Annotated in this window: 21 protein-coding genes and 1 pseudogene; 19 read left to right on the forward strand and 3 right to left on the reverse strand. The window is 37.8% G+C overall.

Annotation, left to right across the window (positions count from 1 at the left end; genetic code table 11):
• Positions 1-373 precede the first annotated feature (373 nt).
• The 15 genes from MHH48_RS13825 (at position 374) to MHH48_RS13895 (ending at position 12008) form a co-directional block, all read left to right on the forward strand.
• On the forward strand, positions 374-859 hold the full coding sequence (locus MHH48_RS13825) for a DUF2199 domain-containing protein (RefSeq protein WP_076326639.1): 486 nt from the start codon (positions 374-376) through the stop codon (positions 857-859).
• A gap of 248 nt (positions 860-1107) precedes the next feature.
• The gene (locus MHH48_RS13830; RefSeq protein ID WP_076326744.1) at positions 1108-1572 is read left to right on the forward strand and encodes a hypothetical protein; all 465 of its coding nucleotides are present in this window, start codon (positions 1108-1110) and stop codon (positions 1570-1572) included.
• A 209-nt stretch (positions 1573-1781) separates the two neighbouring features.
• Complete coding sequence (locus MHH48_RS13835) at positions 1782-2417, forward strand: class I SAM-dependent methyltransferase (RefSeq protein WP_076326743.1); 636 nt, start codon at positions 1782-1784, stop codon at positions 2415-2417.
• A 195-nt stretch (positions 2418-2612) separates the two neighbouring features.
• Positions 2613-3002, forward strand: coding sequence for a hypothetical protein (locus tag MHH48_RS13840; RefSeq protein ID WP_076326742.1), 390 nt, complete (start codon positions 2613-2615; stop codon positions 3000-3002).
• Between the two features lie 241 nt (positions 3003-3243).
• Positions 3244-3783 (forward strand): GNAT family N-acetyltransferase, encoded by a 540-nt coding sequence (locus MHH48_RS13845; RefSeq protein ID WP_076326741.1) that lies wholly within the window; start codon positions 3244-3246, stop codon positions 3781-3783.
• A 312-nt stretch (positions 3784-4095) separates the two neighbouring features.
• Positions 4096-5595 carry a serine hydrolase domain-containing protein gene (locus tag MHH48_RS13850; protein ID WP_076326740.1) on the forward strand — a complete coding sequence of 500 codons (1500 nt, stop codon included), beginning with the start codon at positions 4096-4098 and terminating at the stop codon, positions 5593-5595.
• A gap of 305 nt (positions 5596-5900) precedes the next feature.
• Positions 5901-6266 carry a hypothetical protein gene (locus MHH48_RS13855; protein WP_076326739.1) on the forward strand — a complete coding sequence of 122 codons (366 nt, stop codon included), beginning with the start codon at positions 5901-5903 and terminating at the stop codon, positions 6264-6266.
• Positions 6267-6597: 331 nt separating this feature from the next.
• Positions 6598-6753: a hypothetical protein gene (locus MHH48_RS13860; protein ID WP_340390674.1), complete on the forward strand. Its 156-nt coding sequence runs from the start codon at positions 6598-6600 to the stop codon at positions 6751-6753.
• A gap of 5 nt (positions 6754-6758) precedes the next feature.
• Positions 6759-6989: a GNAT family N-acetyltransferase gene (locus MHH48_RS13865; protein WP_340390675.1), complete on the forward strand. Its 231-nt coding sequence runs from the start codon at positions 6759-6761 to the stop codon at positions 6987-6989.
• A gap of 260 nt (positions 6990-7249) precedes the next feature.
• Positions 7250-7792, forward strand: coding sequence for a DUF4375 domain-containing protein (locus tag MHH48_RS13870; protein ID WP_076326633.1), 543 nt, complete (start codon positions 7250-7252; stop codon positions 7790-7792).
• Positions 7793-8025: 233 nt separating this feature from the next.
• Complete coding sequence (locus MHH48_RS13875; RefSeq protein ID WP_076326632.1) at positions 8026-8679, forward strand: lysozyme inhibitor LprI family protein; 654 nt, start codon at positions 8026-8028, stop codon at positions 8677-8679.
• Positions 8680-8943: 264 nt separating this feature from the next.
• Positions 8944-9750 carry an ankyrin repeat domain-containing protein gene (locus MHH48_RS13880; protein ID WP_256720882.1) on the forward strand — a complete coding sequence of 269 codons (807 nt, stop codon included), beginning with the start codon at positions 8944-8946 and terminating at the stop codon, positions 9748-9750.
• Between the two features lie 296 nt (positions 9751-10046).
• Positions 10047-10649, forward strand: a complete 603-nt coding sequence (locus MHH48_RS13885) for a hypothetical protein (protein WP_076326630.1) — start codon at positions 10047-10049, stop codon at positions 10647-10649.
• A gap of 255 nt (positions 10650-10904) precedes the next feature.
• On the forward strand, positions 10905-11429 hold the full coding sequence (locus MHH48_RS13890; RefSeq protein WP_076326629.1) for a GNAT family N-acetyltransferase: 525 nt from the start codon (positions 10905-10907) through the stop codon (positions 11427-11429).
• Between the two features lie 237 nt (positions 11430-11666).
• Positions 11667-12008 carry a hypothetical protein gene (locus tag MHH48_RS13895; RefSeq protein ID WP_076326628.1) on the forward strand — a complete coding sequence of 114 codons (342 nt, stop codon included), beginning with the start codon at positions 11667-11669 and terminating at the stop codon, positions 12006-12008.
• A gap of 400 nt (positions 12009-12408) precedes the next feature.
• Here MHH48_RS13895 and MHH48_RS13900 read toward each other — a convergent pair whose 3' ends face one another.
• Positions 12409-12492: a putative holin-like toxin gene (locus tag MHH48_RS13900; RefSeq protein ID WP_220687457.1), complete on the reverse strand. Its 84-nt coding sequence runs from the start codon at positions 12490-12492 to the stop codon at positions 12409-12411.
• A 371-nt stretch (positions 12493-12863) separates the two neighbouring features.
• On the opposite strand from MHH48_RS13900, the gene MHH48_RS13905 reads away from it, so the two are divergent.
• The 4 genes from MHH48_RS13905 (at position 12864) to MHH48_RS13920 (ending at position 15616) form a co-directional block, all read left to right on the forward strand.
• Entirely contained in the window at positions 12864-13427 is a 564-nt protein-coding gene (locus MHH48_RS13905) for a GNAT family protein (RefSeq protein WP_076326627.1), read from the forward strand.
• A 215-nt stretch (positions 13428-13642) separates the two neighbouring features.
• Positions 13643-14206 (forward strand): YdcF family protein, encoded by a 564-nt coding sequence (locus tag MHH48_RS13910; protein ID WP_076326626.1) that lies wholly within the window; start codon positions 13643-13645, stop codon positions 14204-14206.
• Positions 14207-14493: 287 nt separating this feature from the next.
• Positions 14494-15048 carry a GNAT family protein gene (locus MHH48_RS13915; RefSeq protein WP_076326625.1) on the forward strand — a complete coding sequence of 185 codons (555 nt, stop codon included), beginning with the start codon at positions 14494-14496 and terminating at the stop codon, positions 15046-15048.
• Between the two features lie 16 nt (positions 15049-15064).
• A complete protein-coding gene (locus tag MHH48_RS13920) occupies positions 15065-15616 on the forward strand; it encodes a hypothetical protein (protein WP_256720881.1) in 552 nt (183 codons plus the stop codon).
• A gap of 171 nt (positions 15617-15787) precedes the next feature.
• Here the strand turns inward: MHH48_RS13920 and MHH48_RS13925 are convergent, their stop codons facing one another.
• Both MHH48_RS13925 and MHH48_RS13930 read right to left on the reverse strand, forming a co-directional pair.
• Positions 15788-16213 (reverse strand): exosporium protein C, encoded by a 426-nt coding sequence (locus MHH48_RS13925; protein ID WP_076326624.1) that lies wholly within the window; start codon positions 16211-16213, stop codon positions 15788-15790.
• A 654-nt stretch (positions 16214-16867) separates the two neighbouring features.
• A pseudogene (locus MHH48_RS13930) lies at positions 16868-17140 on the reverse strand (hypothetical protein); the annotation flags it as partial.
• Positions 17141-17342: the final 202 nt, after the last annotated feature.

A 17342-nucleotide genomic window follows, 5' to 3' on the forward strand; every position in this document is an offset into this window, starting at 1 on the left:
TAGATCATATAGTCCCGTTATCTAAATATGGGAATAATGATCCTTCTAACTTACAAATACTCTGTAACGAATGCAATTTATTAAAATTAAACCGTAGCAGTGAAACTTCACAATATGATATACCTTTATGGAATATGGTAAATGATTAAAAAACTTTTTTAGGATTACTCAAAGACACCGTCATATAACAAAGTATCTACGCTGCGGACTACGCCCTTGGTTCGCAAGAAGGGAAAGGCAGAGGAGTGGATCCAGCTCACAACCCTGCGAGGCTAAGTCCGTCGGACCCGGCGCATTCGCCCCTTAAGCCTCTCGGGTTCGCAGATACACAAACGTTATAAGAAATCGGTGAAAATGATAAGGAGCAGAAAACATGAAATGCCCTCACTGTAACAACGAATTAAATGAACTTCCTTTATGTTACGGAATTGAAGCACCATATTATTTTTACACTGTACCAGAGGAGAAAAGAACAGAATTAATTAGAGATTTTTGTGTAATTGATGAACAACATTTTTTTATTAGAGGACATATTGAAATACCAATAATTGATAATAAAGAGAGATTTATATGGAGTGTTTGGATTACTCTTAGTGAGGAAAACTTTTTGAAATCTAATGAATTATTGCACGTTGAAGGAAGAGAGAATGAAAAACCTTATTTTGGATGGCTATCGACTGAACTTTCAATATATCCATTAACTACATTATCGTTAAAAACAATGGTACATACGCAAGAAGTTGGTGCTGTTCCGTTAATAGAATTAGAACAAACGAATCATCCACTTGCGGTTGAACAAAGAGAAGGAATTACAATGGAGAGAGTTAAAGAAATTGCTCATTTAATAAATCATAGTTAGTAATAAGAAGAATTTGAAAGTATAGTCGAAGAAGCCACCAACATCTTATAACAAAGTATTCACGCTGTGGTCGCTCCGCTCCCTTGGTCTGCCCGAGGCATTTCGAGGAGAGGGTCAGGCAGACAATCTCTACGAACCTGACCGCGTCGCGGCCGGGACTCTGTCCCTTAAGGTTCTCGGCTTCGTGATACAAGAACGTTATATGAAATATCTGCAATATTTAATTAGATGAAAGAAAGGAACTGACAATGGAGGGATATACTGAAGTATCTTTTTATTTGCCGTTTTTTGATTTGATTGATGATACAGATGAGGCATCTAGTTTAGAAAAATTAATTAGACAATTTAATATCAAACTCGATATAACGGAATTATATAGTAAATATTTATCATACGGCGAAGGAACTTATAGTGTTGGCAAGGGGGACGTTATTGTATTTTTTAAGAGAAATGATACGGAAAGTTTTATATTAATAGATTTGTTTCATGATTTTACCGATCAGCATAATATGGTGAAATTAGGAGTACGCAGTTCAATTGAAGATTTTGGGGCAATAAAGGATGTAATATATAGTATCCACAGAAGGGCAGAAATTAAAAGTGAAATAAATAAAAGTATTGATTTACTGAAACAGGAGATATCAGAGTATCCCATAGAGATTCGATATGGAGATCTAACGTACATAAAAAACATCTTTTATGATACTATTTAAGCATTTTCAAGAAGGCAGATACATCATATAACAATGTATCTACGCTGTGGGCTGCGCCCTTGGTTCGCAAGGAGTAGTAGGCAGAGAAGTTATTCAGCTCACAACCCTGCGAGGCTAAGTCCGTCGGACCCGGTCGCGTTCGCTCCCTTAAGCCTCTCGGGTTCCTAGATACAGAAACGTTAGACGACATTACTTGAATGGAGATTACTATGAAAAGCTTAAAGGAATATTGGAATCATTCATTTCAAAGACCAAACATGAAGCCCACCTATGATAATTGGCTTGATAAATATTCAAAAGAATTCAATGAAGCTAATATGCGGATTATTGATTTAGGATGTGGTATAGGGAATAACAGCCTTTATTTATCAGAGAGAGGATTTAATCCAATAGCATGTGATATCTCTGAGGCAGCACTGAGAAAACTTAAGGGATCAATTCCTGATTGTGCGACGCATTGCTTTGACATGAGTGAGGCGATACCCTTTGATAAAGGATCCATAGACATATTAATAGCGGATCTCAGTCTGCATTATTTTGATGAAGATACGACCAATAAAATAATAAATAACATACATAGTGCGTTAAATACGAAAGGACTATTGTTGTGTAGATTAAACTCGACAAAAGAAATAGTAAATAAAGGTGAAGTTCAACAAAGCCAGGACAAGTATCTATACAAGAATGAAGGGATTAATAGAAGATTCTTTGATCAGAGTGAGATAGAGCGGTTTTTCAGCAAAGATAAGTGGGAGTACATGTACATAGAAGAATATGAACTTTTAAGGTACCAGAATAAGAAGGTCATGTGGGAAATCGCTCTGAAGCCAAGTAACGTCTTCTAACATTATATTCACGCATCGGGCCATTCGGCCCTTGGTCCGCGAGAAGCATTTGGCTGTGGAGCTGATTCAACGGACACATCCGCACCGACTAACCGCATCGCGGCCGGCTGCTGACGCAGCCTTAAGTCGGTGGGACATCGTGAATACGAGAACGTTATACGAAATCCTTGTAAATCATTAAGAGAAGGAGATTAAATGAGACATTTAATAGTATTAATAATTTTATTTTCTCTTATTACAGTTGGCTGTAACAATAATATTGATTTTAATCAATTAGTAGATTCATTAGTTAAAGCGGAGAAGACCATGAATAGTAAAGAGCTAGTTACTACTACTGCAACGAGTTCGAGTTCAAGTGATGGTATGATCAATATTAGAATTATGGTAGAAGATAGATTAACAAATGAACAAGCAAAAGAACTAGTCTTTGATTTCTATGATGAAATAGAAAGAGGAATTACAGATTTAAACTTGTTTAGAAAAAGCTATCAAATTAATTTTGATATAAAGTCAGAAAAAGATGGAGATATATTATATAAAGGGCAAAGAAATAAAGGTGATGAGCAGATTTGGTGGCAGTTCTAGAAGACAAGGACATCGTATAACAATATATTCACGCTTCGGCAGAAAAGCTGCCTCGGTCCGGCATGAAGTTAGAAGTGGATTCCGTGAGGCATTTCAGTTGCAGGGAAATGCAATCTCCGCACCGACTAAGCGCATCGCGCCCGGCGACATTCGTCCCCTTAAGTCGGTGGGACGTCGTGAATACGGAAACGTTAGGTGAAATACCCGAAAGACCATTAAATTATATAAAGGACATTGAAATATGAACAATATAGAAAATCAAATTCAGTTATTAAGGGCTGAAGAGCAGGATAAATCAGTGATTAGAAATTTAATGCAATATTATCAATATGATACTACCGAATATAATAATGATGACCCAAGTTCGTTTGGTTTGTTTGATTATAAGTATCTTGATCATTACTGGACTGATTATGGGAAAGAAATTGAAGGTCGAGTTGCTTATATTATCAAGATAAGTGACAGCTTAGCTGGATTTGCATTGGTTAATAATTATAGTGTTTTTAATAAAGATTCTAACACAAAGACCATAGCTGAGTTTTTTATTATGCGGAAGTGGAGGAAGAAAGGAATAGGTAAGGATATAGCGTTTAGAATACTTGATACTCATGAGGGATTATGGGAAGTAAAGCAGGAGAAGGAAAACATTATTGCTCAGAAATTTTGGGAGTCTGTAGTAAATCAATATACCGATGGAAGATATAGAAAGCATGAATCTCATCAACCTGAATGGGACGGACCAATAATATATTTTAACAAACAGATAGAAGGACATTCTTAAGTTAATCGAAGAAGCCGGGTACATCACCTAACATAGTATTCACGCAGCGGGGCTTACGCCCCTTGGTTGTCAGATGTATAATCATGAAGAAGCTCGGACAACACACGACCCAGCCTAAGATAGGAGCCATCTAAGGCTGGGTCGCGTCGTGAATACAAGAACGTTATCGGAAATCAGCGCAAAGAATTAAATGGTTTTAAGAACTATGTCTTTCTAAGCCATAACGGCACAAAGTAGGTATTTGTGGATGGTGTTTAATTATATAGTTTGGTCCATTATTTTTTTAGAAGACTTACAATTGGGAGAACCACAATGAAGAAAACACTAAGTAAAACAGGCACATCAACAACAATGTGTGTCATCCTACTTATCACAATCATTACTACTATAGCGTGTTGGGATGAACTTGGGAGTTTGGTAAGGACAGGAAATTATGATAATACGGATAATATGGTGGAAATCATAATGGCCAAATCAGCGACTCCAGGGGTGGTTACGGTAGTATCAGAGCAGGGCAAGACGGAATATAAGAATTACGGATATGCAGATGCTAAAAATAAGAAGAGGGTAACTGAAGAGTCATTATTTGAGTTGGGATCGACTACAAAGGCATTTACGGCTTTGTGCGTTATTTTATTAGAAAATGAGGGCTACTTATCTCTTTCAGATTCTGTTACAGATTATATTCCATCGTTTGAGCCAACCATTAAGGGTGAGAAAGTTAATATTATGATTCATCAGTTGTTAGCTCATACAAGTGGAATTCCACCTTGGAGTATTCGGTTAATTCCTGAAGGTACCACGGAGGATATGCTTGAAAAAACGATACATAATGTGTCAGACATTGCATTAGATACGTATCCTGGGACAGCATATAATTATGCAACAGTTAATTATGATATTTTAGCGATGATTATTGAAAAAGTTACAGGCAAACGTTATCAGGATTACATGACTGAAAACATACTGGTTCCTTTAGGAATGACTGATAGTTATTTTTCAACAGGTAAGGAAAAGGAATCTGATAAGCTTACCAAAGGATATCGTGTATTTTTTGGAAGGAGCTTAGAATATGATGCCCCTAGATATTATGGGAATATCGCTGCAGGATATTTGGTAACGAATTCAAAAGATTTAGAACGCTGGATTAATGCACAAATGGGGATAGGCGATATACCAGATAATTTATTGAAAGCGATACAACAATCTCATCAAGTCGACATCAAAATGGCGGGATACGAAGGTGAAAATCAATACTATTCATTCGGATGGAGTATTGATACGAAAAATAGAGTTGTTAGTCATAATGGATCAAATCCTAATTACTCCTCACAGGTTCTTATTGATTTAGAAAAGCAGCAAGCCATTTTTGTTCTGGCTAATTTGAATTCAACTGCACCATCGCTAATTGCTAATAATATTTATGAGAATATGAATGAGAATCATATGAATAAATTTAATTATGATGACGTGTATCTATTAATTGATTTAGTATTTTCATTCTTAGTAATAATAGCCGTGGTTATCTTATGTGTCCAAGCAATTAAACTCGTTAGAGGAATACAACTAAATATTAAAGATGAAAAGACAAGGTTCAGAAAAATGACAGATAGTAGTATCGCACTAATCTTAAGCATTATGCTTTTGGTATTGGTAATGATCTGGCCTTATATATTAGATTATAATTATTTAATGATAAGGGTGTGGATGTCGTATTCAATATTTATTTGGATGGGGGTTACTTCTATCAATTGTATTTTAACGATAATAATTAATATTAAAAAAATCGGAATTATTAGAAGCAGTTTATAAAAAAATAGAGGTAAAATGTGAAAATCAAATTGTTTGTCTGATCTTGATTTCTCAGATCTTTAAAGAAGATTAGGTGTATTTCGAAGAAGGCGCTGACATCCGATAACAAAGCATTTCTACAGCGGGCATTCGCCCTTGATCGCTAAGAAGGATTTCCAAGGAGTTTATTCAAGCGATACATTCAACCAGCTAAGTCTGACGACACGTTTCCTACGATCACTTATGCTGTTTGAACGTCAGGAATGCCAAACGTTATCCGAAACCTCCGATTAGCAAAGGAATAACCTTAATTAAAGGAGGCTTACATGAAGCTAATACAAGCATTAAGTATAGTAGTTATAATTATCCTTTCAGGTTGCAATGCAGATAATAATAAAACTTACCATTCGTCAATTCCATCGTCTTTCTTTTCTGACGTTGAGGGGAAGTATTACATCACGGCAATTGGTACCACTGATGAACAAAATCTTGAATTTCAAGAAGTGTTTGACCAAAACATAAGGATTCTTAGTGGTTATTATCAAACCGGAAGTCCAGATGATAAGGAACTACAAATGTTAAACATTGATGATGTACCAAAGTATATTGTTTTTGATACAAAAAAAGAATTATATCGAACAGACAATTTAAATGAACTTAATCAATTTCTTTCGAATCAAAGAACAAAGTAATAATCAAATTCAAAAGAACGAAAAGGATACTAAAGACTAAAATTGAAAATGAATAAAGACGATAAAGGACGAATTGTGTAGGTATATCAAAGAAGTCGGAGGCATCGGATAACAAAGTATTCACGCATCGGGCCATTCGGCCCTCGGTCCAGCAGAAGTTAGAAGTGGAATCGGCGAGGCATTTCATCTGCAGGGAAGTGAATTCAACCGGACACATCCGCACCGACTAACCGCATCGCGGCCGGCTCCTGGCGGAGCCTTAAGTCGGTGGGACGTCGTGAATACGGGAACGTTATTTGAAATCAGCCTAAATACACAGAGGAGAATGTGAATGATAATTCGTGAAGCTGAAACAAATGACGCCGAAGCTATTGAACGACTATATAAAGAGTTGCTTCCAAACAACCCAAAAATAAAAGTGTTGGAAGATAGAATAGAAGAAATTAAACAAAAATCGTTGCAACTGCACATCTGCATCTATGTTTAGATGCATTGATAGAGTCACAACCTTTTGGGGTTGTAGAACGTGTAATTGTATCTGGAAACAGACAAGGTCAAGGTTATGGATCGCTCATTATGAAGCATATTGAAGATCTGTGTATTTCAAGGGATTGTGTTAAGGTCTTTTTAACCAGCGGAGCTTCGAGGAAGCAAGCACACGAGTTCTATACAAAGTTAGGTTATGACGGTGATTCGAGTAAAGCCTTTAAGAAGTACTTATAATTTTTGAAGATTTTTCGAAGATGAGGCAGACATCACATAACACTATATTCCCGCAGCGGGGCGTTCGCCCCTTGGTCCGCCAAGAGCGAAGGGATTTCACTGCGGAGCGAATTCAGAGGTACAGGGAAGCGTTGGCGGACAACCCTGCGAACCTAACCGCGCCGCGGCCGGCCCTTCGGGCCTTAAGGTTCTCGGGTTCGGGAATACATAAACACGTTATATGAAACCACACGAAAGATATTTATTTTGAAGGTGATATCATGGGAGTCTTTAAGAAAATCGATAACCTTATCTCTCTCGTTACAATAAAAAATGGATCTGCGGAAGATATTGTTGGTGAAGTATGTACGAATCTCTATAAAGAAGAAGGTTCTAAAGTTAAAGAAGATTTTAATTCTTTACCTATTTGGCTGCAAGATATTATTTTACTTATTGAGTTCGATACTGAATTAGCGATGAGTGGAATAGTTGGATTTCTAGAGAATTCTACAGGATTAATGTTAGATGAAACAATTGATACTCTTAAACGCATCAATGCAATTGATGATTATAGGGTAATGAATAAAATTAAAGAGATATTGAAGAAGAATGGAATCGAAATAAAAGTACTTAGAGAAAATATTAATAGAAGAAGTGAATATGAAGTCTTAAAAAGCCAAGAAGTACATGAATTGAATTTTGAAGAAATAATAAATGAAGAAACGAATTTATATCTATATCAAGATCGAAATATATTTGAATACTTATTTGAGTACATAGATTTAAACCGAACTGAATTATTAACATACATAAGGAATTTGTAAGTTTGGCTTCGGAGTCGTGTGGCATCATTTAACACCATTTTCACGCTGCGGGAGCTAAAACTCCTTTGGTCCGGCGAGGAATTTCACAGAAGCAGAGTCAGCCGGACAACCCTGCGAGCCTAAGTCTGGCGACCCGTTCCCTGCGGTCACTTAAGCCTCTCGGGTTCGTGAACACAACAACGTTATGCGCCATTACCGGTAAATACTAAAGATAATATTTAAGGAGATAATTTATGAAGGGTAAAATACTCTTATTATTCTTTATTACGTTAGTGTTTTCATCTTGTCAAAATATTAGTCAATCGACTACCTTGAACAGCGAAACTAAATCAACAATGAATTCTGAACTGCCCCCTGATGTAGCGAGTACAGGTAATGGAACAGATTCGAAAGAAATAACTGAAGTTCGATCAGATCATTCTAACAATGAAGTGTTATCCATGAGCATTGGGAACTATGAGTTGAAAGGAGAATTCTATGATGAAATGCTTCGAAATCCTATAGATCATGATTATGAAGTGGATTTTAATGAATTTCAGAATTCCAAAGAGATTATAACAACATTGGCATGGGGGGCGTTGGAAGGCAAATATACAGAGATTTGGGATAAAGAGTTGAACCAAATATATAAAAAACTTCTTTCTAAGTTGGATAGAGAACCAAGAGAAGCACTAATTGAATCGCAGAAAGAATGGTTACAGTATCACTTAAGGGAAACAAAATTTGTAGAGAAGACATTTATTAGTAATGGTTACCTTGGATCACAAGGATCGGTAAGTCTAGGCAGGGTTATAAAGGAGAGAATTAGGGAAAGAACAATGCAATTATTTGAATATCGATATTTGCTAGATGGTGAAGTTGAGTTTTTATACCAAAGCAAAAAATAGAGTTGGAATCTTGACCAAAAGTTTTTAGGTGATGCTTCGAAGACAGTAACCGCGCATAACACTGTATTCACGCTGCGGGAGCTTAAGCTCCCTTGGTCCGGGCCGAGGAACTTCGGAGAAGCAGAGTCAGCCGGACAACCCTGCGAGCCTAAGTCTGACGACCCGTTCCCTGCGGTCACTTAAGGCTCTCGGGTTCGTGAATACAACAACGTTATGCGAAACCCTTGCAACATGATATTGAGAGGATGATTTTAATTGACAACAATGACAAATGAAGAAAATTTACATTTTGCTTGTTACAACCAAAATAAAGAGTTGGTACAAAGGCTTTTGATTAACGTAAAGCCTAGTGCACTCAATAAAAAGCTTACTGACTATTCAAACCCAATTCAAGGGACTCCTTTACAAATATCCTGTAGAAATGGAAATCTGGATATTGTGAAACTTTTAATTGAAGCAGGAGTAGACAAGGAAATTAAAGATGTTGCAAAACAAAGTCCGTTATCAATTGCTGTTACTAACAATCACTACGACGTTACCAAATACTTAGTTGAAGTTGGAGCAGACATCTATTCAAAAGGTTCAAACAATCTGCAACCTATTCATTTTGCTTGCGCACACGGAAGTAGGAAGATAATTGAATTACTATTATTCATGGGGGTTGATATAAATCAAGTTGATGGTCTGAAAAGCTCACTACTTGACTTTACAACGAATCTTGATGGCGGAAATTTAGAAGCAACTAAAACATTAGTAGAAAACGGAATTGATAAGATATATTTTTCAACAGCGTTCAAATGGGCTTGTTGGAGAAACAACATAAAAATTGCCGAATACTTATTAGAGAATGGGGCGGATTTCAAAAGTGAAACAACCCCTAAATCAGAGTTATTGTTCTGGATTTGCGGTTTAGGATATAAGGAGATAGTTAAACTATTATTAGGACTAGGTGTTGACTTTAAAACTCACGTGAAATTCAAAGGGAAAGTATTATCTTATAATGGAAGTCCTTTGGACAGAGCTATTGAAACAAATCAAACCGAAATCGTAGAACTGATTAATGCTAATTAAAATCAGGAGCTTATATAGTAGTGATGCTGGTTTTTTCGGTTGTTAGAGATAATCAATTGAATATATGTAAGTTAATCAATGAGGGAAAGGGCATCGCATAACACCATATTCACGCATCGGGCCATTCGGCCCTCGGTCCACCGCGGCGACTATTCGAGGAAGCTAATTCAGGCGGACACATCCGCACCGACTAAGCCCATCACGCCCGGCGACTTCGTCGTCTTAAGTCGGTGGGACGTCGTGAACACAAAACGTTATCGGAAATCAGCACAATACAAATCTATGGGGGATAATCTGTGAAGTTAGTTAGTCAAGTTCAAGAGGAATTAGTAATAGCAGAGTTTTTATTTGCAGAGTTTAACTCTGATAGATTTAAGAACGGAATAATAGATGCTCTTGGTGATCATGATTCAAGTTTAATAATTAAACCTAATTTGAATGATAAAACTGAGAACCAATTAAGAAGAGATATTCTAGGACAGACAAGAGGATTTGGCTGCAATACAGATTTGTTTGAGAATTTTCCTACAGAAGTTAAATGGTATAAAGCGGTTTTTCAGAAGCAAGATCTAAGCGAAGTAATGTATATTAACTATAGTTATTGGAATGAATTGTCAAGTGGTACTAGACTTCCTTTGTATGCATCGAAGAATATCATTAATCAAATTGAAGTTTTTGGAGTTAGTAACCAGGGATTTATTGATATCTCTTTAGCGATCAAGAAAGGAATAGCGTTTCCAAGACTAATCTTTGTGTCAATGAATGAAAAGTCGAAAGTAGTTGTACTTGAAGGCCACGCTCGGTTGACAGCTTATTTTATTGATAGTGAATATTTACCCGATGAAATAGAAGTATTAATTGGGTACTCTGAGAAGTTTAGTGAATGGGATTTATATTAAGAACATTGTGTAGGTTGTGCATAGAAGGTAATTACATCATATAACACTATATTCACGCTTCGGATCGGCTGTGCCGACCCTCGGTCCGCGAGAAGCGATCGGCAGGGAAGATGATTCTGCGGACACATCCGAACCGACTTTACCCTGGCGGATCCTTAAGTCGGTGGGACGTCGTTTGAATACACGTTATAGGAAATCAGCGCAAATCGTTCAAATCATTCAATAACTTAAATTTGAGTAGAAGGAGAATAATTCATGAAAGTTGAACTGAAATCTCCAACATATGAAGAGAAGGAAGTCTTAAAGAATTTGCTTGAACTTTATCTTTATGAATTAAGTTGCTATTCAGAACAAATCGAGTTGAATAAGTTTGGTCTGTACGGATATCGATATTTGGATCATTATTGGACAGATGAAGATAGACAAGCATTTTTGATTTTTTCGGAAGATAATTTGGCAGGATTAGCACTGGTTAGAAAATTTGATTACAGCGGGAATGATAAAGATTATAGATGGTTAATGTCTGAATTTTTTGTCTTGAGGAAATATCAGAATAAAGGAATTGGTAGATTGGCTGCTCATCAACTTTTCAGCCGGTTTTCAGGTCCATGGATTGTCGCACAAATGGAGAATAACATCCCATCGCGTAGATTTTGGGAGAAGGTCATTTACGAGTATACGAGTGGTGAATATAAACAATCTAAGTTAGGGAATCAACCTGCACAGGAGTTTATTTCTGAAGGTAATGTCACCGGGAATGAAAGTAGATATATAATCTAAATAATTCGGGGGACTTCAAGAAGGCACTGACATCCTATAACACCGTATCTACACCGCGTCGCTAACGCTCTTTGGTCTGCCAGATGCTTTTTCGAAGAAGTGGAGTCAGGCAGACAACCCTGCACCACCTAACCGCGTTGCGGCCAGTCGCTATCGCTCCTTTAAGGGTGGTGAGGGTTCGTAGATACAAGAACGTTATGAGAAATCAGCGGACAAGAAATAACAGAGGTGAATACAATGAAGGTCATAACACTATGTGGATCAACAAAATTCAAGAAAGAATTTGAACAAGCGAATAGATACTTAACCCTTAAAGGTAATATTGTTATTAGTTTAGCTTTTTTTGAGCAAAGCGAAGGAATTGAGATTACCAAGGAACAGGCAGAATTATTTGGAAAAATCCATTTTTGTAAAATTGATATGTCAGATGAAATATTTGTAATCGATGTTGGTGGTTACATTGGCAGTAGTACAAGAAAAGAAATTGAATATGCAATTGAAAATAGGAAGATAGTTAAGTTCTATTCAAAAAGCGAATTAGTAAAACACGATAAGACAAACGACTTAATTCTGGAATAATATTGGTGGTAGTTCAAAGAAGTCGCTGACATCTCATAACATGTATCTACGCTGCGGTCCGTTCGGCCCTTGGTCTGCAAGATGTGATTCGGGGAAGTAAATTCAACAGACAACCCTGCGAGGTTAAATCCGTTGGACCCGGCGCGTTCGCGCCTTAAGCCTCTCGGGTTCGTAGATACAAAAACCGTTAAGTGAAATTACTACAGACAACATTACAGACCTTATATAAATAAAAAACAATCAATAAAACCTATAAAAGCGTTATAAATTGAGTTATACTGAGGTAAGAATAAGTAAGGAGCCGTGCTGGAACACGACTCCTTAGCACAATAACTGGATAAAGAGCAGTCGGCCACAGGAGTTAGGTCGAGAAATAGACCGTTACCTTAGCGAGGGCGGTCTATTTCTTTTTCATGTAGGTGAGCAATGCCAGAATGAACATGCCGAACATGAACATTAAGGAAAGTGCATCTTTGACCTCCATGGGCATCACCTCCCTTCTGGGAGATTAGCCGACCGCCCTTAAAGCCGTATATTGTACTAGAAAATTATAACATATAAGACATGATGAAATACCATTAAAATACCATAAATAACTAGAATACATAAGAAACAATATATATCTGTAAAACATTTATGAGAATGTAAATACAGAGAAGGCAGTAACATCACTTAACAATGCATCTAAGCTGCGGGTCATTCGCCCCTTGGTTGTCAGAAGCAAGCTCATAGTCGTAAATTCAGACAACACACGACCCGGCCTAAGATAAGAGCTATCTAAGGCCGGGTCGCGTCATAGATGCGATAACGTTATGTGAAAGCCAGGCATACGATTAACTGAAAGCAGGTGCAGAAATGCAGTTAGAGGAAATTTTTGAACCATTTCCGGTATTAGAAACTGAACGAACCCGATTAAGGAAAATAACTTATGAAGATCAGAATGATATGTTTAGTTACTGTAAGAATCCAGAAGTCTCAAAGTACACAGTTTGGGATGTTCATCAGTCGCTAGATGATACTAATCATTTCATTGATTTTGTACATAGCCGGTACGAGAGTCAAAAAGTCGGCCCTTGGGGAATCGAAGATAAACTTACTAATAAGCTTATTGGCAGTTGCAGCTTTGTAAGTTGGGACAATCGAAACCAAAAAGCAGAGCTAGGATATGTATTATCCTATGATTATTGGAACAAGGGATATATGAGTGAAGTTATCAGAAGAATCATTCTTTTTGGCTTCCATGATATTGGACTGGTTAGAATCGAAGCTCGCTGCCATCCCTTGAATTTAGGGTCGGCGAGAGTTATGGAGAAGTCTGGAATGCAATATGAGGGTCTGCTTAGAAGACATATATTTGCTAAGGGCGATTTTCAAGATGTTAAGATTTATTCAATCATACGAGATGATTTTGTAAGTTAAGTCGAAGAGGGACTATCCATCATATAACACCGAAATCACGCCTCAGGTCTGTCGCCCCTCGGTCCGCGAGAAGCATTACCTAAAGTAGCTGAGTCAGCGGACAACCCTGCACCGACCAACCGCGTCGCGGCCGTTCCCTTCGCTCACTTAAGCCGGTGAGGGTTCGTGAATGCCGAAACGTTATATGAAAGGAATGCATATTTGGAGGTGTTACCTTGAAGCAATATCCTTTTGATTGCATTACTCAACTAGTATTTGTAAAAGAAGAAGAGCTATTACCGGCAGATGTCATCCTTGTTCCCGGAGGAAGTCATACAAAGCCGATGAAGATTGCATGTGATTTATATAAATCTGGATTAGCACCATATATACTTCCATCCGGTGGTAATAATCCTAAGTTAACAATCACTGAATGGGAATTTCAAAGAGACATCGGTTTGTCACTTGGAATTCCTAAAGAGGCAATTCTTAAAGAGGATCAAGCTAAGAACACATTCGATAATGCAAGAAACTCATGGCAAGTCTTAAAAGAACATAACATTATGGTCACTCGAGCTATTATAGTTTGTAAATCATTTTTCTCAAGACGTGCATTAATGACTTATCAAACAGTATTCCCGTCAAATATAGTTTTCCAAGTAAAGCAAGATGATTTTAGAATAAGCAAGAATAACTGGTTTTTAAATGACCAAGGTATCAAGTATGTATTAACAGAAGCTGAGAAGATTACTAAATACTTTGGTCATCACATACCAAATTGGGTAAAGCAATTGTCTTAAACTCGAAGAAGGCATTCCCATCATATAACACTGCATTCACGCTGCGGGCCAGAAATCTGCCCCATGGTCGCCGAGAGGCATTTCAGGGAAGTGGAACCAGGCGACAACCCTGCACCGACAACCGCATCGCGGCCGCTCCCGTTGGTAGCTTAAGTCGGTGAGGGTTCGTCAATGCGGGCACATTATATAACATACTTGCTTAGATAAAATTCATTATTATGATACAAATGGTATACCCATAATTGTGGGCTAAAATAATTAACTATCTAGGTACACGGAGGGGAAATATGCTATACGGACAACGAGTAACATTACGACCTGTTGTTGAAGAAGATTGGGAACTACGATATGAATGGCTGTCCGATCCTGTAGTTAACCGAACGTTACCATCAGGAAGTGGTATGCCCCTAACACCGGAAGTGGTCAGAGAACGTACACGGAGGTACGCGCAAACAGATTCATCAGCTGTCTATTTTACCATAATAAAAGAAGACGGCATCCCGATTGGCAGTACCCAATTGTTTAAGATCCATCCTTGGTCCAAGCATGCTGAATTTGGTATTTGGATTGGGAACAAAATGGTATGGGGGCAAGGTTATGCAACAGAAGTGACAAGTGTTGTCCTGAATTTTGCGTTCGAGCGTTTAAACCTTCATAAAGTGTATTTGACGGTAGATGCTGATAATCCTGGTGCTATTCGGAGTTATGAAAAGGCTGGTTTCAAGAAGGATGGCATACTAAGAGACGAGGTCTATAAAAATGGTCAATATGTCGATCGTATAATGATGAGTATTTTGAAACATGAATATTTTAAAGAAATCCAATTTTTCCCAATAACATAGGGGAGAGTAGCTAATTGTGAGGAGATTCTACTTATTTTTACTTATCATGGTTATTTTGTTTTTGTCGGCTTGTCAATCATCAGAGCAATTAAAGCCGATAAAAGAAGAAACAATTGATTTCGACATAAACACTGCAATTGAAATGGTTGAGAAGAAAGAAAAAATGATCATTGATTTAGCATTGAGAGAAAAGGTGTCAAAACTGGAGTATAAGGAATTAGAGAAATCTTTTACTGAAGAGTTTGGAGTCCATGCTAAGGATATTCTATCTATATTATTTATCAATAATATGGATTCCGATCCCGAGTCAGATATATATGTACAACAGACTACATTATACCCAACTGTCTTTCATAAAGGAATAACTATAACAAATGCGGTCATTTATAAGAGTTACTTCGAGCATGAGTTTTTTAATCAGAGGATTTCCGAAAAAGTGGATTCAGCAGACAACCCTGCGAGGCTAAGTCTTCAACCCGGCGCTACGCGCCTTAGGCCTCTCGGGTTCGTGAACACAAGAAACCTTATAGGAAATCAGCGCAAGAAATTAATTGATGAATTAACCTAAAGGGCAGTTATGCTTAGTGTAAATGAGTAAAAGCAGCCTATCCTCTGACGAGGAACGAGCTGCTTTTTACTTTTCTATCTCTTTTTCCATCTTGGAAGTACCGATTCCCTCAAAATAGAGGTTTTTGCAGGGCTCTCTATTCAGGTGCGAAAAATTATTGCCAATACGGTATTAGGTTCTCGTTTTAACGGCTAACCCACTAAACGATATCGGCCCAACAACATCGGCTCTTGTATTTGCAGTAAGATTTTCTGCTGTGACTGTGTAAACATGGGTACCAGCTAATACATTTCTATCTTCCGCCTGGAACGTAACAGCATAATTTTGTTCAGAGCCAGCAGATTCGATACCTTGTTGTGTGTTGAAAATCTCTCTTCCATCGCGGAAGATTCTAAAGAGTATTTGTGCAATACCAGTGACACCTCGAACACCCACGGTTGCTACCAAATCTACCCGATTACGTTGAGAATTTACTGGAATCCGTATAGTGATTGTTGCAAGGCGAGATCTTGCTGGTGAACGACGGATAATAAATGAGTTTGCTAAGTTGAATCTACGGCGCGGCTGGACGGCAGCTTTATCGAGAATACGTACCAAAATATCAACTCCTTTTATTTGATATCTCCAAGATATGTTGAACAAAAAGAGAATGATTGGACAATTATGTAAGATGCTTTAATTTGATTCAAATAGACTATGAACAATGGTAAAGAGCATATTACAGGTGGTGGTGAATAAGGGACGTACAAGAAATCCTAACCATTCAACGTATTTCACGACTGTAATGTTACTAACTAAATAATTGTTATCCACCAGGAGCGCCTCAGCAGACACGGAATCAGTTGCGTTAACGGGAAGCGATAGTTAAGAAACAAAGATTTTGTATTTCGAAGAAGACGCTGACATCCTATAACACAATATTCGCGCTGCGGGCCGTTGGCCCTTGATCTGCCAGGAGTTTTTTCGAAGAAGAGGAGACAGACAGATACATCCATTCCCCTAAGATAGGAGCTTTCTAAGGGAAATGGACGTCGCTACTACGAGAACGTTATCAGAAATCAGCGTAAAGAAGGTGAAGATATGAAAAGCGGCAGGACAAAAGGGCAACAACTAACAAAGAGAAGGTTATCTCAGTCTGCCTCTTTTATATAATGCATCCCCACTTAAAAACTTGGCTATACAAAGCACCCGGATATATATATCCGGGTGCTTTGTCATGCTATTCATAAATTCACAACTTGAAAATCGCTATCAGGATTTGGGCCAATCCGATGATGTTTTTTCGATTTTGTGCGGCGGAAAGTACGGTAATACGTATTCTCCTAGTTCTTGGATCACCTCATCAGCCGGACGCTGACTATCAAAAAGAGCAAAGAAAAGGTGATTTACACCAATATTTTTATAGAGTTCAAGCAATCCTAACAATTCATTGCGCCCAATTCGAAAACCAAGGCGAATCGGTTTAGCTTTTTCATGTGGATCTTCTGCAAAGTCGAGATGCATCGGCATGGAAAATGGACCGAATTGAGTGTGATTTTGACGTAGGGCTCACTCTTGCCATGCGTTTATCGGCGAGCTCTTTATTTCCGGAAATAGATCGAAATTGAAAAGGAAACTGGTGAAAAGGGACAAGGAGCCGTTGTGGTTTTCTCTGAACTAGGCATTTGCACAGTCATTTAGTTATTCGCCTACGTATTATATATGGGAAAACGAAAGAGCTTGGAAG

Origin of the sequence: Paenibacillus sp. FSL F4-0100 (genome assembly GCF_037993005.1) — a bacterium.
Taxonomy (GTDB): Bacteria; Bacillota; Bacilli; order Paenibacillales; family Paenibacillaceae; genus Paenibacillus_AQ.

Excerpts from the sequence above, each read along its gene's own strand:
- MHH48_RS13825 (WP_076326639.1), top strand. The coding sequence starts at position 374 with ATGAAATGCCCTCACTGTAACAACGAATTAAATGAACTTCCTTTATGT.
- MHH48_RS13830 (WP_076326744.1), top strand. The coding sequence starts at position 1,108 with ATGGAGGGATATACTGAAGTATCTTTTTATTTGCCGTTTTTTGATTTG.
- MHH48_RS13835 (WP_076326743.1), top strand. The coding sequence starts at position 1,782 with ATGAAAAGCTTAAAGGAATATTGGAATCATTCATTTCAAAGACCAAAC.
- MHH48_RS13840 (WP_076326742.1), top strand. The coding sequence starts at position 2,613 with ATGAGACATTTAATAGTATTAATAATTTTATTTTCTCTTATTACAGTT.
- MHH48_RS13845 (WP_076326741.1), top strand. The coding sequence starts at position 3,244 with ATGAACAATATAGAAAATCAAATTCAGTTATTAAGGGCTGAAGAGCAG.
- MHH48_RS13850 (WP_076326740.1), top strand. The coding sequence starts at position 4,096 with ATGAAGAAAACACTAAGTAAAACAGGCACATCAACAACAATGTGTGTC.
- MHH48_RS13855 (WP_076326739.1), top strand. The coding sequence starts at position 5,901 with ATGAAGCTAATACAAGCATTAAGTATAGTAGTTATAATTATCCTTTCA.
- MHH48_RS13860 (WP_340390674.1), top strand. The coding sequence starts at position 6,598 with ATGATAATTCGTGAAGCTGAAACAAATGACGCCGAAGCTATTGAACGA.
- MHH48_RS13870 (WP_076326633.1), top strand. The coding sequence starts at position 7,250 with ATGGGAGTCTTTAAGAAAATCGATAACCTTATCTCTCTCGTTACAATA.
- MHH48_RS13875 (WP_076326632.1), top strand. The coding sequence starts at position 8,026 with ATGAAGGGTAAAATACTCTTATTATTCTTTATTACGTTAGTGTTTTCA.
- MHH48_RS13880 (WP_256720882.1), top strand. The coding sequence starts at position 8,944 with ATGACAAATGAAGAAAATTTACATTTTGCTTGTTACAACCAAAATAAA.
- MHH48_RS13890 (WP_076326629.1), top strand. The coding sequence starts at position 10,905 with ATGAAAGTTGAACTGAAATCTCCAACATATGAAGAGAAGGAAGTCTTA.
- MHH48_RS13895 (WP_076326628.1), top strand. The coding sequence starts at position 11,667 with ATGAAGGTCATAACACTATGTGGATCAACAAAATTCAAGAAAGAATTT.
- MHH48_RS13900 (WP_220687457.1), bottom strand. The coding sequence starts at position 12,492 with ATGGAGGTCAAAGATGCACTTTCCTTAATGTTCATGTTCGGCATGTTC.
- MHH48_RS13905 (WP_076326627.1), top strand. The coding sequence starts at position 12,864 with ATGCAGTTAGAGGAAATTTTTGAACCATTTCCGGTATTAGAAACTGAA.
- MHH48_RS13915 (WP_076326625.1), top strand. The coding sequence starts at position 14,494 with ATGCTATACGGACAACGAGTAACATTACGACCTGTTGTTGAAGAAGAT.